We start from the raw sequence: 25,370 nt of genomic DNA, 5'->3' as shown, positions 1-25,370 counted from the left end.
TAGGCGACGGCCAGTTGAGGACCCGTCCGATCAACCCCGGAGGCCTTGCCGTTCAGGGGCCGTCCATGTCGCGCGTCCGCCGCTGTCGCATTTATTGGCAGGTACATGGGGATATCTCAAGTGAATGGCCATGTGCCTGTCAGTCGTCTGTGACCGCGATGTCGCCGGAAAGGACGTGCTGAAGTGTCAGGATCTCCTCGCCCCCTCCTCAGGGTTGTGACCGCCCTGGTGTTCTGTGCCGCGCTGACCGTGCCGGGCCCGCTCCCCTACTCACAGGCCTCCGCCGCCGCATCATCGAGCGCTGAGCCGGACCGCCCCTGGACCGACAGGTCGCTCACCCCCGAGGAGCGCGCCGATCTGCTGCTGGACGCGATGACTCGCCGTGAGAAAGTCCGCATGCTGCACGGCTCTCTGGGCTCTCCTGTGCCGTCCACGGGTTACATCGCGCCGATACGGCGTCTCGGCGTGCCGGGTGTGACGATGACGGACGGTCCCGCGGGTGTACGCAACGGGCAGAAGGCCACTGCGCTTCCCGCTCCCGTCTCGCAGGCCGCGAGCTTCGACACCGACGTGGCGCGGGAGTACGGCGAGACGCTGGGGCGTGAGGCTCGCGCGAGGGGTCAGATGCAGGTCTTCGGTCCCGGCACGAACATCCAGCGAGTGCCGGTGAACGGTCGCAACTTCGAGTACTTCAGCGAGGATCCGTACCTCTCCGGCACCATCGCGGGCGCCGACACCAGGGGCATCCAGTCGCAGGGTGTCATCGCGACCGTCAAGCACTACATGGCCAACAACCAGGAGACGGACCGCATGACCGTCTCGGCCGAGATCGATGAACGTACGCTGCACGAGATCTACGGCACTCCCTTCGACCTCGCCGTGAGGGAGGGCAGTCCGGGCTCGGTGATGTGCTCGTACAACCGGGTCAACTCCGTCTACGCCTGCTCCAACTCGCATGCGCTGCGCACGATGTTGCGCTCGCGCTTCGGTTTCGACGGGTACGTGGTCTCCGACTACCCCTCCACGCACGGCAGTTGCGATCTGGCGGCCGGCCTCAACGTCGAACTGCCCCTCTCCTTCCACGTCAGCGGCCTCAGCGTCCGCTCCCCGCTGCGCTGCGGCGAACTCACGCAGGACGTAGTCGATCAGCGCGTACGGGAGATCCTCGTCGTCCTGTTCAGGTTCGGCTTCTTCGAGCGGGACGGCACCGCAACGTCCCCGATCGACAAGGCGGCGGGGAACGCGGCAGCGCAGCGAGTCGTCGAGAAGAGCGCCGTACTGCTCAAGAACGAGGACGATGCCCTGCCCCTGACGGATTCCGCGTCCCGGATCGCCGTTGTCGGATCTGCCGCTGACGACTCGGTTCAGGGCGGTGGCAGCAGCCAGGTCGACCCGCTCTCGGAGGACACGACGCTCGACGCCGTCAAGAAGCGAGCGCCCTTGGCCCACGTCACGCACGACGACGGAAGGAATGTGCGGGCGGCGGCCGATTCGGCGAAGTCCGCCGACGTCGCGCTCGTCTTCGCACACGACCAGGAGGGCGAGGGAGGCGACCGTTCCGGCCTGTCGCTTCCCAGCAACCAGGACGAGTTGATCTCGAAGGTGGCCGCGGCCAACCCTGAGACCGTCGTGGTGCTCCAGACCGGCGGTCCTGTGCTGATGCCCTGGCTGCCGCGGGTCAAGAGCGTCCTGGAGACCTGGTATCCGGGCGCTCGCGGAGGCGCCGCCACCGCCCGCCTGCTGTGGGGGGACGTGAACCCCTCGGGCAAGCTGCCCCAGACCTTCCCCGCCGGCGAGAAGGAGGTGCCAGCGCACACCAAGGCCCAGTACCCGGGAGTGGGCGGCACCGCCTACTACACGGAGGGGGTCGACGTCGGCTACCGCTGGTACGACAAGACGGGCACGGAGCCGCTCTTCCCCTTCGGGCACGGCCTGTCCTACAGCAGCTTCACCTACTCCGACCTGCGCATGGAGAAGGGCTCCGGCGGCCCGCGGGATCCGGTGAGTCTGTCGTTCACCGTCACCAATACCGGGAAGCGCGCGGGGTCCGAGGCGGCGCAGGTGTACGTCAGCAAGCCGGACACGGAGGCGGACAGCCCGCCCCGGGAGCTGGCCGGCTATCGGAAGGTGAGCCTGAAGGGCGGCGAGAGCAAGCAGATGCGGCTCTCCGTCGACCCGCGACAGCTGTCCTACTGGGACACCAGCAGCGACGCGTTCCGGGTACGGGAGGGCGAGTACGGCATCGGAGTCGGCCCTTCCTCACGCGCACTGCCGCTCAGCGCTTCGTACCAGGTCGAAGAGTGAAGGGGGGCCACACCGCACGGGCCGGCGTCGAAGCGGGGCACGTCACCCCGGGCGTGCGCGGTCGGGCACCCGTCGAAGGTGTCGTCGCCATCAGCGCAGAGGGAACATGGCCTGTGCGCTGATCAGCGGCCCCCTATGAGTCCAGGTGCGCCTTGAGCAGCGCGTCCAGCGCATCGCGGACTCCCGCTCCCCCGGCCACGGCCAGCAGGGCACGCACCATCGCGGACTCCCGCGCGTGCGCCGCGACGACCAGGCCGACACTGGGACGGCGCGAGGCGTCGGGTTCCTTGAGCCGTACGACCCGCATGCCGGCCGGGATGCCGAACATGTGGAGCCAGGCGTGGGAGATGACGCTCGACCAGCGGCCCGAGGCGAGATGCGCGTACAGGCCGTCGACCGTGTCGGTCTCCACTGCCGGTGAGGCGGTCGCGCTCTCGGCCGCGAAGAACTCATCCAGGATCCGGCGGTTGCGCATTCTCCGGGAGAGCAGCACCAGCGGAACCTCGGCGGCCTGCGCCCAGCTCACATCGCTCTGGCCGGCGCACGGCCCGTCACCGGGTGTGAGCAGGAGATACTGCTCCTCGTACAGGGGGAATTTGCGTACGCCCTGCAAGGCACCGTCGTCCAGGTAGGTCAGTGCGGCGTCGATCTCGAACTCGGCCAGCCGCCGCATGATGTCCCGCGACGACAGCGACTCCAGCTCGATGGTCACCTGCTGGTGATGCTCGCAGAACTGCGTCGTGAGGAGCGATGTGACGGTCATCGCGGTGGGGATGGCTCCCAGACGCAGCGTGCCCGTCAACTGCCCGCGCATCTCCGCCAGTTCCTGCTGAAGCGCGTCGCGCTCGTGAAGGATGCGGCGAGCCCGGTGCAGGACCCGCTCGCCCTCCGGGGTCAAACCTTCGAAGCGGGCCCCGTGCTGGACGAGCGGTACGTCCAGGTCGCTCTCGAGCTTCCGTATGCCGGCCGACAACGAGGGCTGGGAGACGAAGCACGCCGCGGCGGCGCGCGCGAAGTGCCCTTCACGGGCGAGCGCGACCAGGTATTCCAACTGGCGAAGCAGCATGCCTCAGCATGTGCCCGCAGGCCGATCGCAGTCCAGAGCGATCACCTCACAGACCGGGTCACAGTCTGGAATCCCCTGCAGCGGCCCGGCGGGAGCGGCTGCCGTGCGGGCTCCGATAGGCGCCGTCTATCGGCTCATCGGAGACAACTCTTTGACTCCTCTCCACTATTGATACGAAGCTTGAAGCCACCGCACCAGTGGCGATAGACCGTGAAAACGGGCCAAAGTCCACCTAGGCGTTCTACATCTCTTGAACGTAATGCCGTCGACCGGCCGGACACCGGGGCATCTCGGGTCTGAGGCGAGTCACGGCGGCGGGATTCACGGCACGTGGCAGAAGGGGACCGAGCAGTGCGCAAGAACGAGGATCCGGAAGACGAGCTGTCCGTCACTCCGCCCAAGACCTGGGCGACGGGCGTTCCCGGCGTGGCCCACGCCCTTCAGTACTCGCTGGGCCAGACCTCGGTGCGGCGCACCGCGCTGACGCTGCTGAACGTCAACCAGGCCAACGGGATCGACTGCCCGGGCTGCGCCTGGCCGGAGCACGGGCCGGGCAAGCGGGCACGGAACGAGTACTGCGAGAACGGCGCGAAGCACATCAACGACGAGGCGACCTCGCGCCGGGTGACCGCCGACTTCTTCCGTGAGCACTCCGTCTCGGAGCTGGACCAGAAGTCCGACTACTGGCTCAACCAGCAGGGCCGCCTGACGGAGCCGATGGTCAAGCGTCCCGGTTCGGACCACTACGAGCCCGTCGCATGGGACGAGGCCCTCGGCCTGCTCGCCGCCGAGCTCCGTGGCCTCGACTCCCCCGACGAGGCCCTCTTCTACACCTCCGGTCGGGTCAGCAACGAGGCCGCATTCCTGCTCCAGCTCTTCGCCCGCGCGTACGGCACGAACAATCTGCCGGACTGCTCCAACATGTGCCACGAGTCGAGCGGTTCGGCACTGCAGGAGACTTTGGGCATCGGCAAGGGCAGCGTGAGCCTGGAGGACATCCACGACGCCGACCTCGTCTTCGTCGTCGGGCAGAATCCGGGCACGAACCATCCGCGGATGCTCTCAGCGCTGGAGGAGACCAAGCGCAACGGCGGTCAGGTCGTCGCCGTGAACCCGCTGCCCGAGGCGGGCCTGATGCGGTTCAAGCACCCGCAGAAGGTGCGCGGCGTCATCGGGCGCGGCACGGAGATCGCCGATCAGTTCCTGCAGATCCGCCCCGGCGGCGACCTCGCCCTCTTCCAGGCGCTCAACCGGCTGCTGCTGGAGGCGGAGGACGAGGCGCCCGGCCAGGTGCTGGACCACGGCTTCATCGACGCCCACAGCACCGGTTTCGAGGAGTACGCATCGCACGCACGCCAGGTCTGCTGGGACGACGTGCTGACGGCGACGGGGCTGAGCCGCGACGAGATCGAGAGGGTGCACTCGCGCGTCCTTGGCTCGCGGAAGGTCATCGTGTGCTGGGCGATGGGGCTGACGCAGCACAAGCACGGCGTGCCCACCATCCGCGAGATCGTCAACTTCCTCATGCTGCGCGGCAACATCGGCAAGCCGGGGGCCGGCGTCTGTCCGGTGCGCGGCCACAGCAACGTGCAGGGCGACCGCACCATGGGGATCTGGGAGCGGATGCCGCAGTCCTTCCTGGACGCCCTGGAGCGCGAGTTCGGCTTCACCCCGCCCGCTGAGCACGGACTGGACTCCGTCAATGCGATCCGGGCCATGCTGGAGGGGCGGGCACGACTCTTCGTCGGAGTGGCGGGCAATTTCGTACGGGCCAGTCCGGACAGCCAGGCGACCGAAGAGGCCCTGCGGCGCTGCCGGTTGACCGCGCACATCTCGACGAAGCTCAACCGTTCCCACACGGTGTGCGGGGAGACGGCGCTGATCCTTCCGACGCTGGGCCGCAGCGACAGGGACTTCCAGGCAGGCGGCGAGCAGTTCGTCACCGTCGAGGACTCGATGAGCGAAGTGCACATCTCACGCGGCCGCCTGGCTCCGGCCTCGCCGCGGCTGCTCAGCGAGGTGTCGATCATCAGCAGGCTGGCGCGCGCCGCGCTCGGTGACAAAACCCCCATTCCCTGGGAGGAGTTCGAAGCCGACTACGACACGATCAGGGACCGCATCTCGCGCGTCGTACCGGGCTTCGAGGACTTCAACGCGCGGGTGACGGTGCCGGGCGGCTTCAAACTGCCCAATCCCGTCAACGAGTTCAAGTTCAACACCCCGAGCGGCAAGGCGGTCTTCACCCGCAACGAGTTCACGATGCTTCAGGCTCCCAAGGGGCATCTGCTGCTGCAGACGCTCCGCTCCCACGACCAGTGGAACACCATCCCTTACGCGATGAACGACCGCTACCGGGGCATCCACAACGCCCGCAGGATCGTGCTGGTCAACCCGGAAGACCTGGAGGAGCTGAACATCGCCGACCGCACCGAGGTCGACCTCGTCGGCGTCTGGCACGACGGTGTGGAGCGGCGGGCGAAGGGCTTCCGCGTGGTCGCGTATCCCACGGCGCGGGGATCCGCCGCCTCGTACTACCCGGAGACCAACGTCCTGGTGCCGCTCGACAGCGTCGCCGACATCAGCAACACCCCCACGTCGAAGGGCATCGTGTGCCGCCTGGAAGCCGCCGGTCTGCCGGTGTGACGAGCGCGGCCGTGCAAGGTTCAAGCGACGAGTTCGGGCTGCTGCCCCTTCGCCCTTGAGCGGGAGTCCATTCTCTGACTAAAGTCAGAGAATGGACTCGACGCTGGTTTCGCAGGTGCGGCAGTTCAACCGCACCGTCACGGAGCGAGTGGGTGCGCTCAACGAGCGCTTCCTGGGCCGCGACCGGCCGCTCGGCCAGGCGCGTCTGTTGTGGGAGATCGGCAAGGAGGGGCGGGACGTACGGCGACTGCGCTCCCAGCTCGGCCTCGACTCCGGCTACGTCAGCCGCCTGCTCCGCTCACTGCAGGCGGAAGGCCTGGTCACGGTGGAGCCGCAGCAGGACGACAAGCGTGTGCGCAACGTGCGGCTCACGCCTGCCGGTCGGGCCGAACGCACGCTCCTCGACCGTTCCGCCGACGACCTGGCGGCTTCCCTGCTCCAGCCGCTCACCGACGCCCAGCGCACCCGCCTGGTGACGGCGATGGGTGACGTCGAACGTCTGCTGACCGCGGCGATCGTCACGATCACGCCGGCCGACCCGGAGCACCCCGACGCACGCCACTGCATGCAGCAGTACGCCGCCGAGCTCGACCGCCGCTTCGAGCACGGCTTCGACACCGCCCAGAGCAACGTCGCCCGCCCCGGAGAACTCAGGCCACCGGCCGGGCTTCTCCTGGTGGCGCGGTTGCACTCGCAGCCTGTCGGATGCGGGGCGCTGAAGTTCAAGCCGGATGCCCCCACACAGATCAAGCGCATGTGGGTCGACGAATCAGCGCGGGGCCTGGGAGTCGGCCGCCGGCTGCTGTACGAACTCGAGAGGCACGCCGCTGTGCACGGCACCCGGGTGCTGCACCTCGAGACGAACCGGTCGCTCACCGCAGCGATCAGCATGTACCGCTCCGCGGGATACACCGAGGTCGAAGCCTTCAACGACGAGCCCTACGCCCACCATTGGTTCGAGAAGCACATCACCCCCACCCCGCACGAGGGCCTCTAGGGTCTGTTGCGAAAGTGGATCTCGGCCATCGGTGATCACGCGCAGAATCGTCGGATGGATGACCACGAGAATCCGCTGTCGTTGAGGGCGCCGCGCCTGCGGCCCGGTGATCGGGTGCGGATCGTTGCTCCTGCCTGTCCGCCGGGTCGGGAAGAAGTCGACCGGGGGGTTGAACTGCTCACCTCCTGGGGCCTTCGGGTCGAGCTGGGCGAGCACGTCTTCGATCGATGGGGTTACATGGCTGGCCGCGACGAGGACCGTGTCTTCGATCTGAACGCCGCGTTTCGCGATCCGGGCGTCCGCGCCGTGATCGCCGCCCGGGGTGGCAAAGGCACCTACCGCATCGTCGACGACCTCGACACCGATGCCCTCAGACGTGACCCAAAGCCGGTCGTCGGGTTCAGCGACATCACCCACCTCCACCTCGCCTTGTGGTCACGATGCCGCCTGGCCACACTCCACGGACCCTTCGCCAAACGCGACGACACCTACACCGGGCCCGCCTCCGCCAAGTCCCTGCGCCGCGCGCTGATGACCACCGACCCCGTCACCCTCCACCGCGACCCGTCCGAGGCCACCGCGGACGTCACCGTGGAGGGCACAGCGACGGGCGTCCTGATGGGCGGCAACCTCAACGCGATCCGCACGGAGACCGGAGCCGGCCTGCCTAGCCTGCGCGGGGCGATCCTCTTCCTCGAACACCAGAGAGGAACCGGGCTGGGCGAGGTCGACCGCGCACTGACCCAGCTCACCCGCTCCCGGGCTCTCGACGGTGTGCGTGGCGTCGCCCTCGGCCAATTCCTAGGCTTCGAACGCGATGCCGACGATCCGACGCTGGGTGGATGGGGCATCCATGACGTCCTGCGCGACCGGCTGGCCCCACTCGGTGTTCCAGTCCTGGGCGGGCTCCCTGCCGGGCACGGCAACAACCCCCCGACGATCCCCCTCGGCACCCAAGCGACGATCGACACCGCCACGGGAGCGCTGATCGTCCTCTCAGCCGTCGTCTAGGGACTGCGTTGTGTGATGGTGCTGGTCACAGCCACTCGTTGAGGGCTGCGACCAGCACGGTCGCCTCGTAGCGGACGGCGAGCTTGTTGTATCTCGTGGCCACGGCCCGGTGGCGCTTGAGCCGGTTGATCCCGCATTCGACCGCATGCCGCTGCTTGTAGTCGGTCTTGTCGAACGTCGGTGGCCGGCCGCCTCGGGAGCCGAGTTTCTGGCGGTTGCGGACGCGGTCCGCGGGGGCCGGGATGGTTGCCTTGATGCCGCGTCTTCGCAGGTAGGCCCGGTTATGGCAGGAGTCGTACGCCTTGTCGGCCCGCACCCGGTCCGGGCACCTGCGGGGCCGGCCCGACCGAGCCGGGGCACCCGGATCGCTTCCAGGACCGGTTCGAACTGTGGCGAGCCCCCCCCCCCCCCCCCCGCTGACCTGCTGTGATCACAATGGACAGCGGCTTCTGTCCCTGCTCGACGGCAAGATGAATCTTGGCGGTCAGCCCACCCCGGGAGCGAACCAAGGCTGTGGTCGGCTGGCTCGACGGCGATGCCGCCGGGCGGCTCCTGTTGCAGGTCCCCCTTTCCGCCGCCCCGGCGGCATGCTGGCGGGCCATGCAGACGGTGGAGTCGACGCTCACCTCCCAGGTGATCAGGCCCTTCGCGTCGGCCTCGGCCTGGAGCTGGGTGACGATCCTGGCCCACGTGCCATCACGCTGCCAGCGGCGGAAGAGGTCATAGACCCGGTCCCAGGGGCCGTATCGATGCGGCACATCCCTCCAGGAGCACCAGTCCGCGTCCGCCACCGTATGCCGTCTATCAGCTGCCGCCGTGTCCACACCGGCGGACGGCCCGGCTCGATGCCCTGCGGCAACAGCCGCACCAAGCGGGCCCACTGGCCATCCGTCAGATCATTACGTCCCACAGGGCGTGATCATCCACGGCCAAGATCCACTTTCGCAACAGACCCTCGCCCTCGCCTGCCGCTCCCCCCGATGCGGCAATCGCTTCGGTTCACAGATGCAGGATTACTGCGGCGGCGAGGCCGGAGACGATGGACAGCCCCCGTGTTCCGCCTCGCGCTCAGTGCTCCAGCCCTGCCCTGAGGAGACGTCCCACCGGTCCACGAGCGGCGAAGAGGGCGAGACCGATGCCGATGCCGCACACGGCGGTGACGGTGAAGTAGGAAGCGTTGCCGATCGTGGTGAACAGCTGGCCGAGCAGCCCCGCCAGGGACGAACCCAAGGCCAGTGTCAGGAAGTTCAGTCCGACCATCTGGGACCGGAACTTCTCAGGCCCGATCCTCGTGGCCAGGGACAGCCCCATGGGGCCGACGAAGACCTCGGAGGAACCGGCCAGCATCATGAACAGGAGGATGAGGAACAGCGGGATCTCGGCGTTCCCTGTGGCCTCGGAGACGATGAGCAGGAACAGGTAGGCGCAGCCGATCTGGGTGAGCCCGATCGCGACCTTGGCCACCGTCCCGGGCTGGCGCTCCCCAAGGGTGTTCCACAGCCTGGCGATGAGCGGGGTGATGAGGACGGCCGCCAGCGGGCTGACGGTCGTGATCCATGCGACCGGGAACGTCCAGCCGCCGATGTGCAGGTCGATGCGTTCGGTTATCAGGATCGAGATCGCGGTGAACTTCTGGAACAGGAACCCGAAGTACACCCCTGACGCCACGAAGAGGGGCAGGTAGCCGAGGATGCGTCGCCGCTCGTCCCTGCTGACTGCCGGTGCCCTGGTCAAGATGAGGAAGTAGACGGCGGCAGCCACGAGCGCAGCGACGGTCACCACGGTGGACAGGTTCTCCGCGCGCAGCAGGCCGGTGGCGACGGCGGCGCCGATCACTGCCAGAGAGGCAAGGAACGCCAAGGCCACGAGCGGACGGCGATTGGCGGGCAGGGGGTTGTTGATGGTCCGCGCGCGTTCTGGAAGCTGCTTCATCGAGGCCATGTACTGGCCGAGGGCCGCGCACATGCCGATCGCGGCCAGCCCGAACCCGTAGTGAAAGCCGAGCTCGTTCTGGGCGAGACCGGTGGTGAGCGGACCGACCACGGCACCGATGTTGATGGCCATGTAGAAGTACGAGAAGCCGACGTCCCGGTAGCGCTCGTTGTCGTCCAGGACGAAGCCGACGATCGAGGTGATGTTCGTCTTCAGTGCGCCGGTGCCGAGGACGATGCACACCAGCCCGACGCCCAGGCCGGTGAGACCGGGTGCGAAGGCGAGCACCACGTGCCCGACGGTGATGACGACAGCGCCGTAGAGCACCATGTTCTGCGGCGTGACGAGCCGGTCGCCCAGCCATGCGCCGAGGATCTGGGACAGGTAGACGGCGCCGCCGTAGGCGCCGACGATGCCCGATGCGACGGCCGGGTCCAGGGCGAGACCGCCGTCCGAGAGTTCGTAGAGCAGGTAGAACGAGAGAATTCCCTGGAGGCCGTAGAAGGAGTAGCGCTCCCACAGTTCGGTGAAGGCCATGCTCCAAAGGCCGCGCCGGAGGGGGTGCCCTGATTTCTCGACCGGCGTCCCGCGGGTGTCGCTGTCGGTTGCCTTGCTGGTCTGGTGCGGTGTCGTCATTCGCTGAGTCCTGCCAGTCGCGAGCCGAAACGGGCTATGAGGGAGGTGTTCTGGGAGTGGCGGCTTTCCTCCCACCGGTCGGCGATGCCGAAGAGCCGGTACATGGCGTGGATGCCGGCCCAGCGGAGCGGTTCGGGCTCCCAGCGTCCTGAGTCGTGCTCGTTCCACGGCAGCCGGGTCAGCGCGGTGTCACCTCCGGCTGCCCGGTCCAGGAGGGTCCGTGCGGCGAGGTGGGTGGCCGTGACGCCGTGTCCGGCGAAGCCGCGCGCGACGCCGATCCCGGTGTCGGAGTCGAAGGTGATCCCGGCGCACCAGTCGCGGGTCACGCCGATGGCGCCGCGCCAGGCGTGTTCGACGGTGAACTGCAGGTCGGGAAAGAACAGTTGGAGCCGTTCGCACAGGGTGCGCACTGTACGGGCGTCCACGCTGCCCAGGCCGGGGGTTCCGGAGTTGAAGGCGTAGGGCGTGCCACGGCCGCCGATGGCGATGCGGTCGTCGGCGGTGCGCTGTGCGTAGACGAAGGTGTGCGCGGCGTCGCCCAGGCACTCACGGCCCTGCCAGCCGATCCGTTCCCACGCGTCTTCGGGGAGCTGGTTGGTGACGACCATCGAGGAGTTGACGGGGACGATGTCGCGCTTACCGAGGCCGCGGGCATCGCTGTCGACCTGGCCGGAGTAGGCCTCCAGGCAGCTCAGGATGGTCGTGGCGCTCACCGTTCCGCGCGAGGTGATCACTGTGCCGGGCGCGATCCGGGTGACGCGCGCGCCTTCGACGACGCGTACGCCTCTGGCCTCCACGACCGCCTTGAGGCCGCGGATGAGCTTGGCGGGGTCGACTCGCGCGGTGGTGCGGGTGAGCAGGCCGCCCAGCGCCGGGCGAACGGCGATGCGCTTCTTGAGGGCTTCGGCGTCGAGGAGTTGGAGGTCCTGCTCGCGGTATCCGTTGGCGAGGTCTGCTGCGTGGGTCAGCTCGAGGCGTTTCATCGCGGCCGGGGTGGTGGCCACGCGCAGATGCCCGCCCCTGTGCTGGTCTGCCTCAATGCCCTCTTCCTGGAGGATGCGGAGCGTGTCGTCCACGGCTCCGTCCATCTCCTGCTGGAAGGAGGTGACGGCAGCGGTGCCGTCCAGGCCTCGCGCCCGGGCAGCCTTGGCATACACGGCGCGGTTGCCTGGGATGAGCGGTGAGAGCCAGCCGCCGTTCCGTCCGGAGGCGCCATAGCCGACCTCTTCGGCCTCCAGGACGGTGACCTTCGCGCCGGGGCGGTCCACGACGGCGTGGTAGGCGGCCCAGAGTCCGGTCAAGCCACCGCCGACGACGGCGAGTTCCTGCTTCTCGTCGGGGAGGTCCACGGCACGGCGCTGCGACGGATCGGCCGGCCCGTCCGCTGCGTGGGCAGCCCGCATCCAGTGCGATATCTCGCCGTTGCGGTACGCGGTCATGGGGATCTCCAACGGAGGGCGACGGGGTGTATCGGCGGAGTGGGACGTCAGTAGGTGGGGGGTGCGATCGCCCAGAGGACACGGGCCTCTTGGGTGCCGCCGATTTCGGCGACCCGGTGGGGGTCGCTGCTGAGGTAATGGATCGAGTCCAGCGCGGAGAGCCTGTGGCGCTGCCCCCGGATCTCCACCTCCACCTCGCCGGACAGGCACAGGAGCAGTTCTTCGGAGCTGCCGTGGGTGTAGGGCTCCACGCCGGTGGAGCCGCCCGGGGCGAAGTGACCGAGGAGCACCTCCAGGTGGTCGAAGGACCCGGGGGTGAGTTTGATCTTCGTTGCACCCTCGCCGAAAGACATGCCGTGGGTGTCGCGGAACCGCAGCACCGGGCTGGCCGTGGATCCGCCCTGGTCGAAGAGGTCGCCAACGGTGAGCTTGAGTACCCCGCACAGTCGCTGAAGGGTGTGCACGCTCGCATTCGCCTGGTCCCGCTCGACCTGGGAGAGGTATCCCTCCGTGAGGCCGGTCTGCTCGGCCACGGCTTTGAGAGTCAGATGGAGGGCCCGCCTGCGTCGGCGCAGTCGAGCCCCGACACCGGACTTGACGTCGGACTGGTCATTCGGCATGGGGCGGAACCTAACAAGTCCTTGACTTCACCACAATGGGTATTGCCTTGATCAAAGTTTTCTGTGGTCGCGCTGGTCAGGACACACTGAAGGGGTCGCTGACGGCGAGCCGGCTTCGTACGGACGGGCGCAGGCGGCCGGTTCGGCGCGGGATCCTCGCCGGCGGTGACCACTCCCCCGGCCCGGCTTCACCGGCTGACCGGGCTCGCGGAGCTGTGACCGTGAACGCGGGAACGCTGGTGTGGACGCACGGGCATCGGAACGCGCCGGTCCGCATCCGGGACCGGCCCGGGGCCGCTGCCACGATTACGGGCATCGATCTCGTCGCAGCGAAGGAGACCTCATCATGCCCAGCTGGAGCTCCGACCAGCTCTCTCGTATCGAGGGCACGGACGAACTACAGATCCAGCCCCAGCACGCCGACGGCACCCTGCGTAAGCCCACCACCATCTGGGTCATCCGCGAGGGCGACGAAGTGTTCGTCCGCTCCTACCGGGGACCGGACGGCCTCTGGCTCCGTACCGCGCAGGCGAGCCATGCCGGTCACATCCGCTGCGACGGCGTCGACGTGGACGTCGACTTCACGGAGATCCAGGACCCGGGCCTCAACGACCGCATCGACTCGGCCTACCGCACCAAGTACGCCCACCTCAGCGACTACGTACCCTCCATGACCGCCGACCCCGCCCGTGCGACCACCCTCAAGCTCACCCCCTCCGAGTCACAGAAGTAGCCGGCCCGGCCCTGCAGATAAGCGGGGCTTCTCCAGGGAGGCCTTTCTCCGCCCGCCGAGCAGTCCGGCAGGAGCTTGCGACTGGAGGAGCGGGGCGGGACATGGTGCGCGATCGCATCGAACCACCGTGCCCAGAAGCCGACTTGAACATGCCTCCAGTGGTTCCACTACGGCTGCGTTCCCTCTGCATTCGGTCTGTGCGCGGCCGCGTAGTGCCTGGTCAGCGCCCAATCAGTGGGCGGTTCGCGGATGTTGCTTGACATCCGCGAGCCCCGTCGTCCACCCTTTCACTACTCAATTAGTGAAAGGGTTCTGTGCGTGACCGCAGCAGGAACCATCCAGTTCCGCATCGACCGCCGCAGCGGCGTCGCCACCTACTGGCAGATCGTCCAGCAGACCAAGCAGGCGCTGCGGCTCGGGCTGCTGCAACCCGGCGACAAGCTCCCGACCGCTCGTGAGGTCGTCGAGGCCACCGCAATCAACCCGAACACCGTTTTGAAGGCTTACCGCGAGCTCGAGCGCGAGGGGCTCGTCGAGGCTCGCCGAGGCCTGGGCACGTTCGTCCAGGCCTCACTCGGCGCCACCACGAGCCTCGACTCCCCCTACCGGACCGACTTGGAGGACTGGGTGGCCCGCGCCCACGAAGGCGGCCTGGACCAGGAGGACATGACGGCCCTCTTCGACTCCGTCCTCAACAAACATTTCCCGCAGGAGAATTCATGAGCGACACCGCCGCCGCACTGGAAGCGACGGGACTTGGCATGTCCTACTCACGCCGGAGGGCGGCCGTCCTAGAGGACTGCTTCTTCAGACTTCCGCAAGGCCGAATATGTGCCCTCGTCGGCCCGAACGGAGCCGGCAAGTCCACTCTCCTCCGCCTCGCTGCAGGCCTGCTCCGGCCGACTTCCGGCGAAGTGACCGTGCTCGGACGGACTCCCGCCCAGGCCCGTGAACGCGTGGCCTACGTCGCGCAGTCCAAGCCGCTGCACCCTCACCTGTCGGTCGCCGACACTCTGCGCTACGGCGCGGTGCTCAACCGCGCAGCCGGCCGGTGGGACCAGCAGGCTGCGGAACGGATCGCGTACGGCGACGAGGGCCTCGACCCCGCCGCGAAGATCCGGACTCTCTCCGGCGGACAGCGCACGCGTGTGGCCCTGGCCCTGGCCTTCGGCAAGCGGGCCGAGTTGATGCTCCTCGATGAACCCATGGCCGACCTGGACCCGTTGGCGCGCCGTCAGCTGACGGGAGCGCTCATGTCCGCCGCCACCGAACAGGGCACGACCATCGTGATGTCCTCGCACGTCATAGCCGAACTCGAGAGCTCCTGCGACTTCCTCTTCCTGGTCGCCGGAGGCCGTCTGCGGCTGGGCGGTGAGATCGAGGAAGTGATGTCCGCGCACACGCTGCTCACCGGCACCGCCGCCCTCGACACCTCGCAGCAGACGGTGATCGAGCAGCGTCCGGTGGGCCGCGGCAGCACCGCGCTGGTGCGGTCGCACGGCGAACCGGTCGGCGAGTGGCTGGCCGAGCGCCCCACCGTCGAGGAAGTCCTCCTCGCCCACCTAGCCAACACCGAGGCCCCGCCGCTCCTCACCGAGGACGCCACACCCGAATCCGTCCAGAGCGCACAGCGCACGCGATCGCAGGAGAACGCCGCATGAGCAGCACCACCACCCGGCCGGGCACGGACGCCTCCGGCCGTTCAGCCACCGACCGCCGCGGGCTCTGGGCAGTGCTGCGCGTTCACCGTTCGGCCATGTGGATATGGATCGCCTTCGTGGTGATCGGGACGGTGGCCATGCTGTGGCTGCGCTACGGCCCGTACGGGACAGGCGCCGTGGAGTTCCAGGAGAACTGCGGCACACGCGGTTTCCGGGGCTGCGACGAGCTCCCGTTGGACGGGAGCGAAGCAGACCCCCTCTTCGACTTCTGGTTCACGTTCGACTACGTCGCCACGGCCCTGCGGAACCTCGCTCCGATCGTCGCAGGCTGGGCCGGTGGAGCACTCATCGCCCGCGAACTGGAGAACGGAACAGCGGAGTTGGCGTGGACTCAGGCCATCACACCCACTCGCTGGCTCATGGAGAAGCTCGCCGTTCCCACCGTCTTCCTCACGGTCGGCGCCGGCATCCTCATCCTTCATTTCCGCACGCTCCTCCACTGGGCCGACGCCCACGACATGCTCACCGCCGGCTACGAGATCCAGGACTATTACTTCACCTACGGCCCGTCGACCGTCGCCTACGTTCTGCTCGGACTGGCCGTCGGCGTCCTCGCCGGCTTCCTGACCCGGAGCATGCTTCCCGCACTCGCCATCGCGGGGCTGGTCACGTGGACCGTCTCCTGGATCCTCAACCCCTGGCGCACCCAGATCTGGCCGGTCGTCACCCGCACCCACAAGGGCGAGGGCCCCTTCGGCTTCGCGGCGCTGCGCTGTCAGTGGGACCAGTCCGACCACAAGTACTCCGTCGACGCCTGTCTCGGCGCGAAGCCGGCGTCCCTGTACTGGCCGGTGCAGCTCGTCGAGACCGGTTTCGTCCTCCTGCTCGCAGCACTGGCGGTGGCGGCCGCCTACTGGCTGCTTCGCCGCCGGACGCCCTGACGCCGGCACCGCGCCGCTGCCACCGACGTGTCGGAGACGACGTCAGGCGTAACGCACGCCGTCGGCTCGCGGCCACTCCGCAGCCCTGATCGGGCACCGCCACCGACCACCAGCCTGAACGACTCAACGGACCGGCATCCGACCAACGCCGTTCCGGCGATCCGTCACGACCGAACGAGGGGACAATGACAGCAACGACGCCTGTGAACCGCGCCGAACCAGGGGCCGCCAGAGCCAGTTGGACGCGGAAGGGCCGATGGTGGGAGCCGGTGGGCCTGGCGCTGTGCGCCGCGATGGCCCTGCTCCTCGCCGTCTCGTCTCCCCCGAGGGTCCCCCAGCAGATATGGGGCGTGTGCGCCGCGCTCGCCTACGGGGCCGCCGCGCTGGTCTCGGTGAGGTCCCGCATACGTTGGGCGCCCGCGACCGCGGTCATCGCCGTTGCCGGGGCAGTCGCGTTGCCGTTGGTCTACCTGGTCGTGCTCGGAAAGGCACAGATGGAGGTCGGCGTCATCGAGAGGGCGGGTGAACTGCTCCTGTCCACCGGCAATCCCTATGTCGTAGATCCCCGTCAGGTCAGCGACTTCAATCCCTATCTTCCGGGGATGGCCCTGTTCGGCCTGCCCAGCGCGCTGTTCGGCGACATGGCGGGCGCCGGAGTCCTCGTCGGTCCGCGCTGGTGGTTCGCCGCGTGCTTCGTCGCGACGATGGTGGCCGCGGCACGAGTTGCCGGTACGGGCCGGCGCACCCGTTCCGCTGTGACGCTGATGGCGGTCTGCCCCGCTGTCGCGCTGCCCCTGGCGATCGGTGGCGTGGATCCGCCCGTGATCGGGCTGATGTGTCTGGGGCTGGCCTACGCCGGCAGGGGCGACGACGGGCGTGCAGGCGTCGCCTTGGGGCTTGCCGCCGCGCTGAAGTGGACGGCCTGGCCCGCCCTGCCGGTGGTCTTCGTCCTGCTCGCGGCCCGCCGCGGGAGGAGGGCCGTGCTGCGGTGCGCTGCGTCAGCGGCCGCCGTTCTCGCTCTGGTCTGCGTTCCGGTGCTCCTGACCGATCCGCGGGCCTGCGTCCAGCACCTCGTGCTCTACCCGCTCGGGCTCGCGAACGTGCCCTCGTCAGCCGCGAGTCCGCTCCCGGGGCACCTGCTGGCGACGCACGTTCCGCACGGCACCGCCATCACACTGACGGCCCTCGGTGTCAGCGCCGCCCTGATGGGCGCGTCGCTCCTTGTGCGCCCGCCTCGGACCGCCTCGACCGCCGCCGACCGGATCGCGCTGGGGCTGACCCTGGCCATGATGCTCGCGCCGGCGACCAGGATCGGTTACGTCATCTACCCGCTCGTGCTCTTCTGCTGGTTCCGCATCACGGGCCGGTACGCCGGCGATGAAGGAACAGCGCCCGTCCGCGTCGCGACAGCGTGCCGGTACGGACGTCTGCTCTCCGCCGACAGGCGACGTGGCCCGGTTCGCCCGCCCTGCATCAGCGCCGCGCAGAGCGAATGCCGTCACGCTCGGTACGGACAGAAGAGAACTCCGGCGGGTTGCGACTGCACCGAGCATCAGCCTTCGCCGCTGCGAGTCGTCCGTGAGTCGGCCACCTCAGTGCGCACCGGCCGACGCCCTCGCTGACGCCCATGGCCCCGGCCACAAGCCCGAGGTCCTACGGAAAACGCAGCGGCCCGGCGGAAGTTGAGCCCGGCCGAACCTTCACCGAACTCCGGTCCTGCAGACCCTTTCCGCAAGCCGTGCGCTCGGCCTGGGCGCGAGCCGTCCGGCCTCGTGACCAGGTCGAGCGCGTCTCGTCTGCTTTGCCTGCCGTGGTGAGGTGCGGCGCGCTCAGCCCTTGGAAGCCTTGGAGCGCACCCATACGGACAGCGCGGAGGGGTTGCGGGTCTGTGTGAGCACGCGCCCCGGGCCGGTGAAGTCGAAGACGAGGTTCTCGCCGCTCTTGGCGGACTGGATCCAACCCTGCGCGACCTTGCGGGTCTTGCACTGCACCGTGTCGGCGTACGCGACGACATGACCGGAGTCGATGGTGACGGCTTCACCGTCCCGGAGTTCGACCGTCTCCATCGCTCCGTAGCAGGCGGTCAGGACCTGGCCCTGCCCCGTCGCGTGGCTCAGGAAGCCCCCCTCACCACCGAGCAGGTTCCCGAAGCCGCCCCACTTGGTGTCGAGTTGGACACCGCTGGAGGAAGCGATCCAGGAACCGCGGGTGATGCACCATCCCGTACTTCCGTCGAGGTCGATCACCTGCATGTCGCCGGGAAGGCTCGGCGCCACGTCGACCCAGCCTCCCTCCGACAGGGCCGTGTAGGTGGAGATGAACATCGACTCACCGGCGAGGAATGCGCGTCCGAGCCCCTTCATCACCCCGCCCTGCGACTGGGCCTGCACCTCGACACCTGGGCTCATGCTGTGCATCGCCCCCGACTCGACCTGGCAGCGCTCGTCCGGCGACAGACCGAGGCGTGCCACGGTGAAGGACGGCTGGTGACGAAGTTCGACGTGCATCGTGCAACTCCTTGCAGTGGGAGAGGTGTTGACAGCTGTCTTCGGCGGCGGTCCCGGTCAGCAACGCGCACGTGCGAAGTGCCGGGCCAGCGCATGGAACGCTTCCTTCGGCTCCCAGTGCCATCCGGAGGTGGGCTTCTCGTGCGTCCTCCAGACCGGCTTCACGATGCTGTAGCTCGCCATGTCCAGGTCGTATCGCGGCTTGATCCTGTGCGGGGCGTCAGGTGTGACGAAGTTGTACGTCAGGGCTGCGTACAGGTTCATCGACTCGAAGACGTCGAGCAGGTCGCAGAGGTACGTCGCCTGGGTCCGTTCGCTGCGGACCAGGGCGCCGACGATCTCCGGCTCCGGCTTGTCGTAGTCGACGACGTCCCAGCCCATGCCGCCCTGTTCCGGGGCGCCCTTGTAGGTGCACGTGCCGAACTCGGAGACCACCACGGGTTTTCCCTTGCGCACGTACTTCATGAGCTCGCGGACATGGTCGGCCTTGCTGCGGAAGTTCGCGTAGTAGTTGACGCTGACGATGTCGAAGAGGTCCCAGTCGACATCGTCGTCCTGCGCGGCGCCGTACGTCATCCGCCCGCGGAAAACGGACCTGCCGACAGCCGCGGCACGGGCGATGAAGGAGCGCAGCCGACGCATCATCTTCTGCGGGTCGTAGTTGCCCTCGGTCAGGTTCTTGATCCGCTCCAATGCGGTTTCGCCCGGCACGATCCCCGGGACGAACAGCACGAACTCACAGCCGACGCTCAAGTGCACACGGGCGCCCTGCCGCCGCAGACTTTCCGCGTGCCTGCCGGTCTCGGCGAGGTGATCGAGGATGTCGGCCTGCGGCACGTCCGCCAGCCGGGGCTGGAGCCAGACGTGCAGCCCACGCTCTGCCGCCTCGGAGGACGTGGCCTTGAGGCGGCTGATGCCGTCACCGAAGACCGAGACCGAACTGGCGTGCAGGTCTTCCTTGATGACTCGCATGTCCTCGCGCATGCGGACGGCGTTCCAGCCGGTGTGCGGGGTCTCGCCGTCCGCGACCTCGTAGCAGACGCCGCGATATCTCAGACCGGTTCGAGCCCCGCCACTGCGCACCGTCGGGCCGTCCGTCGTCGTTGCCGCTTCGGCCCTGCCGCCTGCCGCGAGCGCCCCTGTCGCCCCCGCGACTCCGATGGCCGCCGCGCTGGTCAGAAACTGCGCCCGATTGAGTCCCTCGCCGTGCACGCTTCTCCCCCTCGTGTCCGCCCGGTGCCGGTAGCTCGCCGGTCCGCGACGTCCCTCAGTGTGCTGAGCGGAGGTACACCGGGTCGTCATCCTCCGGGTCACGGCCACTGAGACGGCGGAATGAGATCTGCGTCGGACGACACGACTTCCGGCGTACGTCCCGTCGGGGGTGCCAGAAAGGCGGCCCCGCCACGACGTGTTGGGGCGCGGTCAGCGCGGCTCCGCAGATCGTGTCGGAAAGCCGAGGTCGTCCTGCGGCACCAGCAGGAGCACTCAGGCCGTTCACGGCGGGGCCGGACGCAGCGAGAAGACGGGCGGTGCACTGCCCCAGCTCCTCGAACCTCGCAGGGTCGCAACCGCGAGCGGGGCCGGCCTCGCGAGGCGGCGCACAGGCAATCACCCCATGCTGCTGATGCTCACCGGCTCGATGACGAAGAGGACGCGAACCTCGTCACGCCCTCCGTACCAGGGATACGGCGCACCGAGGTACTTCGAGGCGAGCGTTTCGATGTGCTCCCTCGCGCCCTTCGTCGTCGCCTCGACCACCCGGCCGCGCACCTGGAAGTAGCGGGTGGGGTTGTCCGGGTGGAAGACGGCGAGTGCCACCCGCGGGTCCCGCGCGATGTTCTTGGTCTTCACGTGGCCCTGCACGCTGTTGATGAGAACGTGCTCGCCGTCGGTATCGACCCAGACCTGGGTCACCTGCGGCGAACCGTCGGGCATCAGGGTGGTCAGGTAGCAGATGCCGGGCTCACGCAGCAGACCGCGCAGTTCTTCGTTGAGTTCCATGACGCTCTCCCGGCTCAGAACGCGGGTCGGTGTTCTGCATCGTGCGGTCGTGTCCCTGGCCCCGTGAGCCGGGACCGATGACAGGACCGTACGCGGCCGGGAACGTCCGAGGCCCGCATGCCCCGGCCGCGAGGCGTCCCAGGAGGTCAGCCCGGTCTTTCGAGACGCCAAGCGCCGCTATTCTCCGGTCAGCTGGGCACCGACTGCGAAGGTGTTGCCGGACGCGAGGGCCTCCAGCACTTCAACGCCGTTGACTTGGCCGGCCTCGCCGCGCTGGAAGACCAGGAGGGCGGTGCCCGTCTCCCGGACCATCTCGCACCACTCGCGCGGTGTTGAGCGCGTGCCCACGATGTGGGTCTGCCCCTTGAAGTCGATCTCGTACGTGCCGTCGAGCGGAAGCCGGACGGTCCAGTCGGGATGAGGCACCATCTGGAACCTGCTGAAATCCTTCAGCGGCTCGAAGCCGACTTCCAGGAGCACCTGCTCGAACGGGGAGAGCGGGTCGAGGAGGCCGCTTTCCTGGACGGCTGTGTGCCGTGGACGCATCCCGATGACGGGGAAGGGCTTCTCGTCGCACTTCAGCGCAACCGCCCTCGCGCTGAACTCCAATTCCGGGTCCATGGCGTGAGGCTAATCCAGGCGTCCGGTCGGCGCCGGGTCGGGGCACCTCTCAGAGACCGTCCGCCGGCAACACCCCCTCGGGCCGACGACACAGGGCCGACGGCCCCTGCCCGCCATGGTGGGGACAGCCCCCACGGAAGACGGAGGCATTCACCATGGCCGGGCCATGACCGCGCTCCCTAGTCTCGATCAAGCAGAGGAGGCGCCCATGAAGAGGCTCGCCATGGTTGTCGGGACGGTGCTCGGGGCTTACCTGATCGTCCGCGGGATCGCGGAGCCGTTCGTCATCGACATGTCTGATCCGTCGACGTACCGCCACGACTGGGGCGGTCCCAGCCTGATCGGCGTCCTGGCCGTGCACTGTGGCCCCGGACTGATATCCGCGGCCCTGATGGGCTCGGCTCTGCGTCGGTCGTTCCACCGGCGCCACGGCCCGGTGACTCACGTCTGACCTCTCGAACGCCCGCTCTCCGTCCGCCACTTGGTGGCGTCGTCCTCCCTGGACGACTGCCGTGACCGGGCTGAGCACGCGCGCCCTCGGCAGCCGGTGCCGCGACTGGAGGCACACAAGCCCTCCGGCGGCCGCTGCCCGCCGCGCGCCGGTTCTGGAGCATGTCCGACCCGGCGCTCGGCGGAACCGCGGTTGCGTTCAGGCGAGTTCGATGAGGAGGTCGCCGCCTTCCACCTGCTGGATGGGGGCGACGGCCAGGCGCGAGACCGTCCCGTCCTTCGAAGCGGTGATGGCGGCTTCCATCTTCATCGCCTCGATGGTGGCCACGGTGGCACCCGCCTCGACGGTGTCGCCCTCAGTGACCGCGAGCGTGACGACACCGGCGAACGGGGCCGCGACATGCCCTGCGTTGGACCGGTCCGCCTTCTCCGTGGGCGGGACATCGGACGCCACGGAAGCGTCCCGCACCTGGATCGGCCGCAGTTGGCCGTTCAGGGTCGACATGACGGTGCGCATGCCCCGTTCGTCGGCCTCGCCGACCGCTTCGAGTTCGATGAGCAGCCGAACGCCGGGTTCGAGGTCGACCGCGTACTCCTTGCCCGGGCGGAGGCCGTAGAAGAAGTCCCGGCTCTCCAACACGCTGGTGTCGCCGTAAGCCTCGCGGTGCGCCTCGAAGTCCTTCGTGGGTCCGGGGAACAGCAGCCGGTTCAGCGTCGCTTGGCGGTCCTTCTCCAGCCCTTCGCGGTCCTCGGCGGACAGTTCCTCCACCGGCTTCGCGGCGGCGCGGCCCTCCAGCGCCTTGGTACGGAACGGCTCCGGCCACCCGCCGGGCGGATTGCCCAACTCGCCGCGCAGGAAGCCGATGACGGAGTCCGGGATGTCGATGGTGTTCGGCTCGGCCTCGAAGTCCTCCGGCGACACCCCGGCTCCGACCAGGTGCAGCGCAAGGTCGCCGACCACCTTGGACGAGGGGGTGACCTTCACGAGGCGTCCGAGGATCTTGTCGGCCGCTTCGTACATCGCTTCGATGTCCTCGAAGCGGTCGCCCAGGCCCAGGGCGATCGCCTGCGTGCGCAGGTTGGACAGCTGCCCGCCGGGGATCTCGTGGTGGTAGACCCGTCCGGTCGGTGACGTCAGGCCCGCCTCGAAGGGCGCGTAAATCTTGCGGACGCTCTCCCAGTACGGCTCCAGATCACCGATCGCCCGCAGGTCGAGCCCTGTCGGACGGTCGGAGTGGTCGGTGGCGGCCACGATCGCCGAGAGCGACGGCTGAGACGTGGTGCCCGCCATGGAGGCCACCGCCCCGTCCACCGCGTCGGCACCCGCCTGGATCGCCGCGAGATAGGTCGCCAGCTGGCCGCCCGCGGTGTCGTGGGTGTGGATGTGGACGGGCAGGTCGAACTCCCTGCGCAGCGCGGTGACGAGACGCGTCGCTGCGGGTGCGCGCAGAAGGCCGGCCATGTCCTTGACCGCCAGCACGTGTGCGCCGGCGTCCACGGCCTGTTCGGCCAGCCTGAGGTAGTAGTCGAGGGTGTACAGGTTCTCCGACGGATCCGTGAGGTCGGACGTGTAGCACAGCGAGACCTCGGCGATCGCGGATCCGGTTTCGCGGACGGCCTCGATGGCGGGCCGCATCTGCTCGACGTCGTTGAGCGCGTCGAAGATGCGGAAGATGTCGATGCCGGTGGCCGCGGCCTCTTCGACGAAGGCACTGGTGACTTCGGTGGGGTACGGCGTGTAGCCCACGGTGTTGCGTCCGCGCAGCAGCATCTGCAGGCAGATGTTGGGTACCGCTTCGCGCAGTTGGGCCAGGCGCTCCCAGGGATCCTCGGCGAGGAAGCGCAGTGCGACGTCGTAGGTGGCCCCGCCCCAGCATTCCAGGGACAGCAGCTGCGGCACGGTGTGTGCCATCACCGGGGCCACGGCGAGCATGTCCTTCGTACGCACGCGTGTGGCGAGCAGCGACTGGTGCGCGTCCCGCAAGGTGGTGTCGGTGACGCCGATGGTCGGCGATTCGCGCAGCCACCGGGCGAAGCCCTCCGGTCCCACCTCGGTGAGCTTCTGCTTGGAGCCGGCGGGCGGCTCGGTCTCAGGCAGGCCCGGCAGTTTGGTGGCCGGGTCGCTCAGCTGGGGCCGCTCGCCGTTGGGCTTGTTCACCGTGACGTCGGCGAGGTACGTGAGCAGCCTCGAGCCGCGGTCGGCGGACGGCCGTGCGGTCAGCAGGTGCGGCCGTTGCTCGATGAAGGATGTGGTGATCCGGCCGGCACGGAAGTCCGGGTCGTCGAGGACGGCCTGCAGGAACGGGATGTTCGTGGCCACGCCTCGGATGCGGAACTCGGCTGCGGCGCGCCGGGCGCGGCCGATGGCGGTCTCGAAGTCCCGGCCGCGGCAGGTGAGTTTGACGAGCATCGAGTCGAAGTGCGCGCTGATCGCCGTGCCGGCGTGGGTGGTGCCGCCGTCGAGCCGGATCCCGGTGCCGCCCGGTGAGCGGTAGGCACTGATCGTGCCGGTGTCGGGGCGGAAGTCGTTGGCCGGGTCCTCGGTGGTGATGCGGCACTGCAGTGCGGCGCCGCGCAGGTAGACGGACTCCTGCGACAGTCCGAGGTCGGCCAGCGTCTCGCCGGCGGCGATGCGCAACTGGGCCTGTACGAGGTCGACATCGGTGACCTCCTCGGTCACCGTGTGCTCGACTTGAATGCGCGGGTTCATCTCGATGAAGACGTGCCGGCCGTCGCGGTCGAGCAGGAACTCCACCGTCCCTGCGTTGCGGTAGCCGATCTGACGGGCGAACTTCACCGCGTCCTGGCAGATCCGGTCGCGCAGCTCCGGGTCGAGGTTCGGGGCGGGGGCGAGCTCGACCACCTTCTGGTGGCGGCGCTGCACGGAACAGTCCCGCTCGTAGAGATGCATCACTTCGCCCGCACCGTCGGCGAGGATCTGCACCTCGATGTGACGGGGTTCGACCACGGCCTTCTCCAGGAAGACGGTCGAGTCCCCGAATGCCGACTCGGCCTCGCGCGCCGCGGTTTCGATGGATTCGCGCAGCACCCCGGGGTCCTCGACCCGCCGCATGCCGCGCCCGCCGCCGCCGGCGACGGCCTTGACGAACAGCGGGAAACCGACGTCCTCCGCAGCCCGTACCAGCTCGTCCACATCGGCGGACGGTTCGGAGGACCCGAGGACCGGCACACCGGCATCCCGAGCGGCGGCCACCGCGCGAGCCTTGTTGCCGGTCAGCGCCAGGATCTCCGCGGAGGGGCCGACGAACGTGATCCCCGCGTCCTCACAGGCATGGGCCAGATCGGGGTTCTCGGACAGGAAGCCGTACCCCGGGTAGACGGCGTCCGCGCCCGCCGTGCGTGCCGCCTCGACGATCTCCTCCACCGAGAGATACGCCCGCACCGGATGTCCGGGCTCGCCGATCTCATAGGCTTCGTCGGCCTTCAACCGGTGCAGCGAGTTGCGGTCTTCGTGCGGGAAGACCGCAACGGTACGTGCGCCCAGTTCGTAGCCGGCGCGGAACGCGCGGATGGCGATCTCACCACGGTTCGCAACCAACACCTTGCGGAACATGTCCGATCCCTCTCCGTCTTCCATGGGGGAAGCAAGTGTCGGCAACGCTAATGCCTAAGGCGCGAAAGCTGGACACGGACCACCGCTGAGGTGGGGTGGAGACGGTGCCGGGCGGGGTGATGCCTTCCGGATCCCGCTGTTCGCCGCGGAGCGGCCGCCCTTCGAACAGCACTGCGCTCCGCGGCCGGGATTCGGCCACGGAGCGCAGGTCTGGCCGCAGAGCTCAGATCCAGG

The 25,370-nt window shown here is 68.6% G+C and carries 19 protein-coding genes and 1 pseudogene; 10 read left to right on the top strand and 10 right to left on the bottom strand.

Annotation, left to right across the window (positions count from 1 at the left end; genetic code table 11):
• Positions 1 to 216 precede the first annotated feature (216 nt).
• On the top strand, positions 217 to 2,304 hold the full coding sequence (locus H5J26_RS05405) for a beta-glucosidase family protein (RefSeq protein WP_181764531.1): 2,088 nt from the start codon (positions 217 to 219) through the stop codon (positions 2,302 to 2,304).
• Between the two features lie 133 nt (positions 2,305 to 2,437).
• Here H5J26_RS05405 and H5J26_RS05400 read toward each other — a convergent pair whose 3' ends face one another.
• Positions 2,438 to 3,370 (bottom strand): LysR family transcriptional regulator, encoded by a 933-nt coding sequence (locus tag H5J26_RS05400; protein ID WP_181764530.1) that lies wholly within the window; start codon positions 3,368 to 3,370, stop codon positions 2,438 to 2,440.
• A gap of 351 nt (positions 3,371 to 3,721) precedes the next feature.
• Between H5J26_RS05400 and H5J26_RS05395 the strand changes: the two genes are divergently transcribed.
• The 3 genes from H5J26_RS05395 to H5J26_RS05385 all read left to right on the top strand — a co-directional run bounded on the left by H5J26_RS05395 (position 3,722) and on the right by H5J26_RS05385 (position 8,021).
• Positions 3,722 to 6,013 carry an FdhF/YdeP family oxidoreductase gene (locus H5J26_RS05395; RefSeq protein ID WP_181764529.1) on the top strand — a complete coding sequence of 764 codons (2,292 nt, stop codon included), beginning with the start codon at positions 3,722 to 3,724 and terminating at the stop codon, positions 6,011 to 6,013.
• A gap of 91 nt (positions 6,014 to 6,104) precedes the next feature.
• Positions 6,105 to 7,010 (top strand): bifunctional helix-turn-helix transcriptional regulator/GNAT family N-acetyltransferase, encoded by a 906-nt coding sequence (locus H5J26_RS05390; protein ID WP_181764528.1) that lies wholly within the window; start codon positions 6,105 to 6,107, stop codon positions 7,008 to 7,010.
• 54 nt (positions 7,011 to 7,064) lie between these two features.
• A complete protein-coding gene (locus H5J26_RS05385; RefSeq protein ID WP_181764527.1) occupies positions 7,065 to 8,021 on the top strand; it encodes a S66 peptidase family protein in 957 nt (318 codons plus the stop codon).
• A gap of 25 nt (positions 8,022 to 8,046) precedes the next feature.
• Here the strand turns inward: H5J26_RS05385 and H5J26_RS05380 are convergent.
• The 4 genes and pseudogenes from H5J26_RS05380 to H5J26_RS05365 all read right to left on the bottom strand — a co-directional run bounded on the left by H5J26_RS05380 (position 8,047) and on the right by H5J26_RS05365 (position 12,648).
• Positions 8,047 to 8,931, bottom strand: a pseudogene (locus tag H5J26_RS05380) (IS5 family transposase).
• Positions 8,932 to 9,089: 158 nt separating this feature from the next.
• Complete coding sequence (locus H5J26_RS05375; RefSeq protein WP_235980417.1) at positions 9,090 to 10,589, bottom strand: peptide MFS transporter; 1,500 nt, start codon at positions 10,587 to 10,589, stop codon at positions 9,090 to 9,092.
• On the bottom strand, positions 10,586 to 12,028 hold the full coding sequence (locus tag H5J26_RS05370) for an NAD(P)/FAD-dependent oxidoreductase (RefSeq protein ID WP_181764526.1): 1,443 nt from the start codon (positions 12,026 to 12,028) through the stop codon (positions 10,586 to 10,588). The genes H5J26_RS05375 and H5J26_RS05370 overlap by 4 nt, the downstream gene beginning before the upstream one ends.
• Positions 12,029 to 12,075: 47 nt before the next feature.
• Entirely contained in the window at positions 12,076 to 12,648 is a 573-nt protein-coding gene (locus tag H5J26_RS05365; RefSeq protein ID WP_181764525.1) for a helix-turn-helix domain-containing protein, read from the bottom strand.
• Positions 12,649 to 12,994: 346 nt separating this feature from the next.
• On the opposite strand from H5J26_RS05365, the gene H5J26_RS05360 reads away from it, so the two are divergent.
• From H5J26_RS05360 to H5J26_RS05340, 5 genes are all read left to right on the top strand, one after another.
• Positions 12,995 to 13,381: a DUF2255 family protein gene (locus H5J26_RS05360; protein ID WP_181764524.1), complete on the top strand. Its 387-nt coding sequence runs from the start codon at positions 12,995 to 12,997 to the stop codon at positions 13,379 to 13,381.
• A gap of 318 nt (positions 13,382 to 13,699) precedes the next feature.
• On the top strand, positions 13,700 to 14,104 hold the full coding sequence (locus tag H5J26_RS05355) for a GntR family transcriptional regulator (RefSeq protein WP_309237785.1): 405 nt from the start codon (positions 13,700 to 13,702) through the stop codon (positions 14,102 to 14,104).
• Positions 14,101 to 15,042 carry an ABC transporter ATP-binding protein gene (locus H5J26_RS05350; protein ID WP_181764522.1) on the top strand — a complete coding sequence of 314 codons (942 nt, stop codon included), beginning with the start codon at positions 14,101 to 14,103 and terminating at the stop codon, positions 15,040 to 15,042. The genes H5J26_RS05355 and H5J26_RS05350 overlap by 4 nt, the downstream gene beginning before the upstream one ends.
• On the top strand, positions 15,039 to 15,983 hold the full coding sequence (locus H5J26_RS05345) for an ABC transporter permease (RefSeq protein ID WP_181764521.1): 945 nt from the start codon (positions 15,039 to 15,041) through the stop codon (positions 15,981 to 15,983). The genes H5J26_RS05350 and H5J26_RS05345 overlap by 4 nt, the downstream gene beginning before the upstream one ends.
• A 185-nt stretch (positions 15,984 to 16,168) precedes the next feature.
• Positions 16,169 to 17,605, top strand: coding sequence for a glycosyltransferase 87 family protein (locus H5J26_RS05340; RefSeq protein ID WP_181764520.1), 1,437 nt, complete (start codon positions 16,169 to 16,171; stop codon positions 17,603 to 17,605).
• Positions 17,606 to 17,812: 207 nt separating this feature from the next.
• On the opposite strand, the gene H5J26_RS05335 is transcribed toward H5J26_RS05340, so the two are convergent.
• The 4 genes from H5J26_RS05335 to H5J26_RS05320 all read right to left on the bottom strand — a co-directional run bounded on the left by H5J26_RS05335 (position 17,813) and on the right by H5J26_RS05320 (position 21,112).
• Positions 17,813 to 18,490: a TIGR00266 family protein gene (locus H5J26_RS05335; RefSeq protein ID WP_181764519.1), complete on the bottom strand. Its 678-nt coding sequence runs from the start codon at positions 18,488 to 18,490 to the stop codon at positions 17,813 to 17,815.
• Between the two features lie 57 nt (positions 18,491 to 18,547).
• The gene (locus H5J26_RS05330; RefSeq protein WP_181764518.1) at positions 18,548 to 19,702 is read right to left on the bottom strand and encodes an abortive phage infection protein; all 1,155 of its coding nucleotides are present in this window, start codon (positions 19,700 to 19,702) and stop codon (positions 18,548 to 18,550) included.
• Positions 19,703 to 20,098: 396 nt separating this feature from the next.
• Positions 20,099 to 20,491, bottom strand: coding sequence for a PPOX class F420-dependent oxidoreductase (locus tag H5J26_RS05325; protein WP_181764517.1), 393 nt, complete (start codon positions 20,489 to 20,491; stop codon positions 20,099 to 20,101).
• Between the two features lie 177 nt (positions 20,492 to 20,668).
• Positions 20,669 to 21,112 carry a hypothetical protein gene (locus H5J26_RS05320; protein WP_181764516.1) on the bottom strand — a complete coding sequence of 148 codons (444 nt, stop codon included), beginning with the start codon at positions 21,110 to 21,112 and terminating at the stop codon, positions 20,669 to 20,671.
• Between the two features lie 208 nt (positions 21,113 to 21,320).
• On the opposite strand from H5J26_RS05320, the gene H5J26_RS05315 reads away from it, so the two are divergent.
• A complete protein-coding gene (locus H5J26_RS05315; RefSeq protein ID WP_210771025.1) occupies positions 21,321 to 21,563 on the top strand; it encodes a hypothetical protein in 243 nt (80 codons plus the stop codon).
• A gap of 198 nt (positions 21,564 to 21,761) precedes the next feature.
• On the opposite strand, the gene H5J26_RS05310 is transcribed toward H5J26_RS05315, so the two are convergent.
• The gene (locus H5J26_RS05310; RefSeq protein ID WP_181764542.1) at positions 21,762 to 25,136 is read right to left on the bottom strand and encodes a pyruvate carboxylase; all 3,375 of its coding nucleotides are present in this window, start codon (positions 25,134 to 25,136) and stop codon (positions 21,762 to 21,764) included.
• Positions 25,137 to 25,370: the final 234 nt, after the last annotated feature.

Source organism: Streptomyces albidus (ex Kaewkla and Franco 2022) (assembly GCF_013870515.1).
Classification (GTDB): Bacteria; Actinomycetota; Actinomycetes; order Streptomycetales; family Streptomycetaceae; genus Streptomyces; species Streptomyces albidus.
The sequence above is the reverse complement of the archived record's forward strand: the minus strand, read 5'-3'. Positions and strand labels throughout refer to the sequence as shown.